This is a genomic window from uncultured Roseovarius sp., assembly GCF_947259555.1.
Lineage (GTDB): Bacteria > Pseudomonadota > Alphaproteobacteria > Rhodobacterales > Rhodobacteraceae > Roseovarius.
In genome coordinates this window covers 106,376-112,678 of sequence record NZ_CAMYMD010000066.1, presented here as the reverse complement: position 1 = coordinate 112,678, position 6,303 = coordinate 106,376, and the positions used below count along the sequence as shown (strand labels likewise).

6 protein-coding genes and 1 pseudogene are annotated in these 6,303 nt (G+C 62.6%); 2 read left to right on the top strand and 5 right to left on the bottom strand.

Features of this window, described 5'->3' with window-relative positions; translation table 11 throughout:
- Positions 1-188: 188 nt before the first annotated feature.
- Positions 189-416: pseudogene (locus tag Q0X85_RS11305) on the top strand (transposase); the annotation flags it as partial.
- 227 nt (positions 417-643) lie between these two features.
- On the opposite strand, the gene Q0X85_RS11300 reads toward Q0X85_RS11305, so the two are convergent.
- The gene (locus tag Q0X85_RS11300) at positions 644-901 is read right to left on the bottom strand and encodes a hypothetical protein (protein WP_297772088.1); all 258 of its coding nucleotides are present in this window, start codon (positions 899-901) and stop codon (positions 644-646) included.
- A 56-nt stretch (positions 902-957) separates the two neighbouring features.
- Between Q0X85_RS11300 and Q0X85_RS11295 the strand changes: the two genes are divergently transcribed.
- Positions 958-2,310: a Hint domain-containing protein gene (locus Q0X85_RS11295; protein WP_297772086.1), complete on the top strand. Its 1,353-nt coding sequence runs from the start codon at positions 958-960 to the stop codon at positions 2,308-2,310.
- Between the two features lie 584 nt (positions 2,311-2,894).
- Here the strand turns inward: Q0X85_RS11295 and Q0X85_RS11290 are convergent.
- The 4 genes from Q0X85_RS11290 to Q0X85_RS11275 form a co-directional block, all read right to left on the bottom strand.
- Entirely contained in the window at positions 2,895-4,076 is a 1,182-nt protein-coding gene (locus Q0X85_RS11290; RefSeq protein WP_297772083.1) for a peptidoglycan DD-metalloendopeptidase family protein, read from the bottom strand.
- A 58-nt stretch (positions 4,077-4,134) separates the two neighbouring features.
- The gene (locus Q0X85_RS11285) at positions 4,135-4,791 is read right to left on the bottom strand and encodes a protein-L-isoaspartate(D-aspartate) O-methyltransferase (protein WP_297772082.1); all 657 of its coding nucleotides are present in this window, start codon (positions 4,789-4,791) and stop codon (positions 4,135-4,137) included.
- Positions 4,788-5,570: a 5'/3'-nucleotidase SurE gene (gene surE, locus Q0X85_RS11280; RefSeq protein WP_297772081.1), complete on the bottom strand. Its 783-nt coding sequence runs from the start codon at positions 5,568-5,570 to the stop codon at positions 4,788-4,790. The genes Q0X85_RS11285 and surE overlap by 4 nt, the downstream gene beginning before the upstream one ends.
- A 73-nt stretch (positions 5,571-5,643) precedes the next feature.
- Entirely contained in the window at positions 5,644-6,294 is a 651-nt protein-coding gene (locus Q0X85_RS11275) for an SDR family oxidoreductase (RefSeq protein ID WP_297772080.1), read from the bottom strand.
- Positions 6,295-6,303: the final 9 nt, after the last annotated feature.

Genomic DNA, 6,303 nt, shown 5'->3' with positions numbered 1-6,303 from the left:
GCAGCTGATCAACGGCTTGCGTCTACATTGCAAGGGGCCTCGCCCGAGGCCTCGGATTTGCGGAGGATATTCTTGCCGGTGAGGTGCTGGACCTGCCTGAGATTGCCAATGAGGTGATCCACAATTTTTGCGAGCATCTCATGGCACGACACAGACGGGTGCGCTGGTATGAAGACCGGCTAAAGTTGGTCGCCAAGGAAGATACGCGGGTCCGTTTGTTGGGCACCATTCCAGGCGTTGGCGCTGTGACCGCCTCGGCCATCATTGCCAGCATTGGGGATGGTCATCAGTTCGGCAATGGCCGAGAGTTTGCTGCCTGGCTGGGTCTGACGCCTGCAAACAAATCCAGCGGCGGCAAAGAGACGCTCGGACGTATTACAAAAATGGGCGATCAATATTTACGATCATTGATCGTTCTCTGATTGCGGCTGTGTCAAGCGAGATAGCGTATATTGTCCGTCCGGGGTCATGGTTCTCTCCGAGGTCGCGGTTTCTGCGCCTCATGATGGTGTTCGGTGGTGGATCGTCTCCAATGTCGTTTGCGGGGTGGGCAGCAAGGCTGCGTTCCAACCGTTTTTGCGAGATCAATCAACCTCCGTCCCGTCGGGACGTCGCTTCCCGCCGTCTTCAGCGGGAATTCAGGTCAGGCTGTGGCCTCCTTCGTCCATTGATAGTCAGTGTCGCTCTTCCATAGCGTCAGCATCAGAACGGCGATCTTGCGGGCCGTGGCGACGGCGGCCTTGCGGAATCCGCGCCGACCGGCCAGGCGCACGGCCCAACTTTTCAGCGGCGAGAAGCGCTTGACTTGGCGGATCACGCAGGACGCTGCCTCAAACACCAGTCCACGCACGGCGGCGGCGCCGTTCTTCGATACCCGGCTCCCCTTACGGCTTATATCCATGAGGCCACCATACCGGACCTCGTTCGCCCCCGGAGAGCGGCCGCCGCAATCACACCATGTGGTTTGTGACCGCCAACACACTCTCAATCATAGAAAGAGCACCTCATGCTTTGGGGTCCAACCTGCCCGATCTGACGTCCCGAACTCGGCGCGCCTTAAGAGAAATGAAATGTAACTGTGCAATCTTTGCCACTTCATTTCTTGGGATGGCAGCCTTGGCAACAATCAACGGTGGCAGTGGCGACGATACCCTGAGCGGGACGTCCGGGAACGACACGATAGTCGGTGGCGAAAGTGCGGATTCAATCGACGCCGGTGCTGGCGACGATAGCATACATGGTGATGACGCATTCGGATCTGCCGATGGCGGTGACACCATTGATGCGGGCGACGGCGCAGATACGGTTGATGGTGCCGATGGCGACGATGAAATCCAAGGCGGTGCGGGGGCGGACAGCCTGCATGGTGCTGAAGGTAACGATATTGTCGATGGCGGCGATGACAATGACACGATCTACGGCGATCAGGGGAATGACACGCTCGATGGGGGGGGTGGCGACGACCTGATCTATGGCGCGGATGGCGATGACGAAATCCGCGGCGGCGCGGGCGATGACACGATTTACGGAAACGCCGGTGCGGATTCGTTCGTCGTCACTGCAGGCAGCGGAAATGACGTAATCGAAGATTACAACGCAGGCGATGGCGACATCCTCGTCATCGACTACCCGGGGATTACGACCTACACCGAACTTGCGCCTTACCTGAGTGACGATGGCAACTGGGGAACTCTGATCTCTCTCCCGGATGGGTCCGTGACGCAGGTCAAGTGGTTGAATTATTCGTCTCAATCAGCGTCCGATTTCAGCTTCCAATCAGGGCCGGTGTGTTTCCTGAAGGGCACTCTGATCGATACGGCGAAGGGCCCAAGACCGATCGAGACGCTGCGCCCGGGCGACCTGGTCGAAACTCTGGACAACGGGATGAAACCGATCAGGTTCATTTCCTACAGATGTTACAAGTTCAAGTCGGGCCATCACAAAATGAAACCAATTCGGATTCGCCCCAACGCGCTTGGGCCGAAAATTCCGACCCGTGAGCTTCTCGTCTCCCCTCAACACAGGATTGCTTTGCCGCAGCACGATCCCACCTGCATCGTCGCGGCCAAGAAGCTTCTTGGACTACCCGGCGTCATGGAGCGACCATCCTGCCAGAGTGCGCGCTACTACCACCTTCTCCTTGAGCAGCATCAATTGGTTCGAGCGAACGGTGCTTGGGCTGAAACACTTCTGGTAACCGAATACACCAACACCCATGCCCGGCTTCCCAATCATCTAAGACAGATCGGGATGCGGCCCACTCGAAAGATCGAGAGGTCTGTCGACACCCTGCCACTTGCCCCTGCATAGGGTCATTCAAGCATCCAATCGCTTGCCGGTTGACTTGGTGTTGGCACAGGTTAGGCCGCGACATAAGAACCGGTCATTGATGTGTCGTGCAGCATCGGTCGATTTGGGGCTCCGCACCGGACCTTAGCCGCAAAGCGCCCCGATGACAGCTATGCGGACAAGTTGCTCTTGGTGAAAGCAGGGATCAAGGCCGGCCATTGGCCTGGAGCTGCCGTGAGCCGCGCCATTGCCAGGCCGCGGGCTGGCGATCTAACGATCTTTCAGTGCACTTTATATCTGTCAAATCCGAAAAACTCTAATTGGCGCGTTGACTTAGACAAATCGCCAGTCCGTGGGGGCGGGTCATGCTGAAAGCATGCCTCCGGCATGACCGATGGCGCGGCGGCCTTCGGCCTTGATTCCGCGCCGGGGCTGCTGATCGGATGTCCGCTCATCGCCAAGCCAAGCCGAGGTCCGTTTCTAACGCAATCGACAGGCTGGGCTTGGAGTTCGAATTCGCTGCACTCTGGTTGAAGGTGCGCTGTCGGGAAATTGCCCAAACTTTACAAAACCCGCCCCCCTAACGCTACCCCAACAGCCCCTGTTCAGGACGGGTTGAGATAGGTCATCGGATCGACGCTGTCGAACCCGTCGCGCACCTCGAAATGCAGAGCCGAGGCGCCCTCGCTCCTGATTTCGGCAAGTTTCTGACCGCGCGAGACACTGTCACCCTTGGCCACAGTCACGCCGTCGACGTTGGAATAGACGGTCAGCAGATTCCCCGAATGCTTGACGACGATGATCGGAATACCATTGGTGTCTTCGGTGATTGCCGCCACGGTGCCCGCGTCGGCGGCCTTGACCGACGCACCCGGCGAGCCGGATATGTCGATGCCGTCATTCTTGCCCCTGGCATATTCCCGGATGATGTCACCGTTGATCGGAAACGCCATGCGCGCGGTGCTTGGCCTGGTTTCGGTTTTCCCCAGATCGGGGGCGGCGACCGTCTCGACGGGCTCGGCGGCGGGCACCGTGTCTTCGGGCGGGAGCGGTTTCGAGGCGCTCGGCGGGGTCGGTGTCGGAGAGCCCGCGCCGGGCGCGGTCACAGCGGGTGTGTCAGACGGGTCGAACGGATCGGTGCTCTCGCCGGGCAAGGCCACGGGGATCAAGAGGTGCTGGCCTTCGCGTACCGCGAAATCCGACCCGAGGCCGTTCCAGTCGGCGAGGCTCCGGATCGAGACGTCATAGAGCCGCGCAATCGAAAATGCGGTCTCGCCACGCTCGACCTTGTGGCGCACGGGCTCGGCGCCGACCTGGGCTGCCGGCTCAAGCTCGGTGGTTTCGACCGATTGCGCATCCGCGCGCCGGATCGCGCCATCGGCCAGCTCGTTTATGTCAACATCGGAGGGCGGTTTGATCGGGCCACCGTCCGGTTCGGTCACGCGGCGGGGCAGGGCGATGACCTCGCCCTTGCGCAACGGGTCGCCGGTTTGCACGCCATTGAAGGCCGCGATCTCGGCCGGGTTCGCCCCGATGCGGCGGGCGAGCGAGCCGACGGTGTCGCCGCGCTCGGCGACCGCCACCTGATAGCCCGGATAAGAGATTATGCCGCGTGCATCGGGTTGGGGCCGGGGTGCGGTGGCATTGCGCGCCGCCTCGGCGGTGCTGGGCGCGTTGCCGAACGCCCCGCGCATATCAAGGTCCAGGGGTCGGTCGCACGCGGCAAGAGCCACGGCCATGCCGACAATCAGGGGTGTGGATCGTGGAAAATTGCGCATCTCGATCATCCTCGTTTGTCGCCCCTTGTTGGCCGGGGCCTTGGCTTGAAATCAATAGGTCCGAGCGTCAGCCGTCGCGCCCCAACCCCTCGACCAGTGGCACGAAGCGCACAGGCCGCAACTCGTCATAGTCGAACCCGATTTCGGTACGGGTCACGCGAATGAGCCGCTGGACCGTATCTGACTGCCCCACCGGCACGATCATGATACCCCCGATTTTAAGCTGCGCCAAGAGCGGCCCCGGGGGGTCTTCGGCCGCCGCTGTGACGATGATCCGGTCAAACGGGGCTTGATCGGGCAGGCCGAAACTGCCATCGGCGGTGATCGCGGTGATATTGGTCAGGTCGAGGTCGCGGAAGATCTCGCTCGCCTCTGTCACCAGCCGTTTGTGGCGGTCGACCGTATAGACCCGGCGGGCAAGCTGGCTGAGGATCGCGGCCTGATAGCCCGAGCCGGTGCCGACCTCGAGCACCTTGTCGCGGTTCGAGACCTTGAGCGCCTGCGTCATCAGCCCCACCACCGAGGGCTGGCTGATGGTCTGGCCGCAGGCAATCGGGAGGGGCATGTCCTCATAGGCGCGCTCGGAAAAGTAGCCGCGGATGAACGGCCCACGGTCGATCTTTTCCATCGCCGTCAAGACCGCCTTGTCGGTCACCCCGCGAGAGCGCAGCGCGAACAGGAACTGCATCTTGCGTTCCGCGATATGATCGGTGTCATCGCTCATTCGATTGCCTTGAGCGCCTCCAGAGCGTCATGCGCCGTGAGATCCGCACGCATCGGCGTGACAGAGATATAACCTTGCAGGTTCACATCGGCATCCGAGCCGGGGCTCGTGGGTTCGTGCTGCGGCGCGCCGGTGACCCAGAGAAACCGCCGCCCCGAGGGCGATGTGTGCGGCTGCACGCCGAACCCGATATCCCGGCGAAACCCCTGCCGCGCGGCGCGCAGGCCCATCACCTCAGAGGCCGGAACCGGCGGGAAGTTGATATTGTAGAATATGCCGTAATCGTCCTTGGTCCAGACGCCCTTGTCGAGCAGGCGGCGCAGGGTGGGCAAGCCGTGGACGCGCGCGGCCTCGAACGTGTCGTCGAGATCGCGGTTGGCGGGCCCGTAATACTGGCTCAGCGCCACGGCAGGCACGCCTTGCAGCGCGGCCTCCATCGCGGCGCCCACGGTGCCGGAATAGACCGCGTTTTCAGCCGCGTTGTTGCCCCGGTTCACGCCCGAAAGCACGAGATCGGGGGGCGTGTCCTTCATCACGTCATGCAGGCCCGCCAGCACGCAATCGGCGGGGCTGCCTTCGGCGGCATAGCGGCGCTCTGCCATTTTCGAGATCATCATCGGACGGGTGTAGGAAATGCAGTGCCCGACGCCCGACTGCTCGAATGCGGGGGCCACCGTCCAGACCTCGCCATCCTCGCCTGCGAGGGCATTGGCGACCTCTTCCAGCACCGCAAGGCCCGGCGCGTTGATGCCGTCGTCATTGGTGATCAGAATTCGCATGCCCGTTCCCCGCTCTCGCTGCTTGGCCCCTGTGTAGCGGCGCGCCGCCACAGGGGCAAGGCGCGCAAGGCCCTCAGATCAGGGCCAGAAGGCGCGCCGCCTCATCGCGCGGATGCGCGAGCGCCTCGCGATCCTCGCCGGGGTGAAAGCGCGCGCGCGTTGCGGTGGCCATTGGTGCCGGTGACAGCACATGGACACGCGGCCCGAACTTATCGCTCTCGGCCTGCCAACTGCGCGCAAGCGCGATCTGCGCGGCCTTGGTCGCGCCATAGGCACCAAAGAACTTTTCACCGCCCCGTGGATCGTCAAAGAACACCGCCTGTCCCGCCTCGCCCAGAAGCGGCGCGATGAAGGGGATGAGAATGCCGGTGGCGCTGACGTTGCAGGCCACGGATTTGGACCAGTCGCCTTCGGAGAGATGCGCCGCCGGGGTCAACGGGGCGGCATGCACCGCCGCATGGACCCAGAGCGCCACACCGCCCCAGCGGTCATGGATCGAGCGGCAGAGCTGCGCCATCGCCTGGGTGTTGGTGATGTCCATCGGCGCCAGCGTGGCGCTGCCGCCGCGCGCCTGAATGCGATCATCAAGCTCTTCGAGCGCGCCGGTGGTGCGCGCCACGGCGACGATGTGATGGCTGTCGCTCAGCGCCTCGGCGATGGCGGCCCCGAGGCCACGCGAGGCACCGGTCACGAGGGCGGGGGGGAGATCGTTCACTTTGTCCATGTGCGGGAA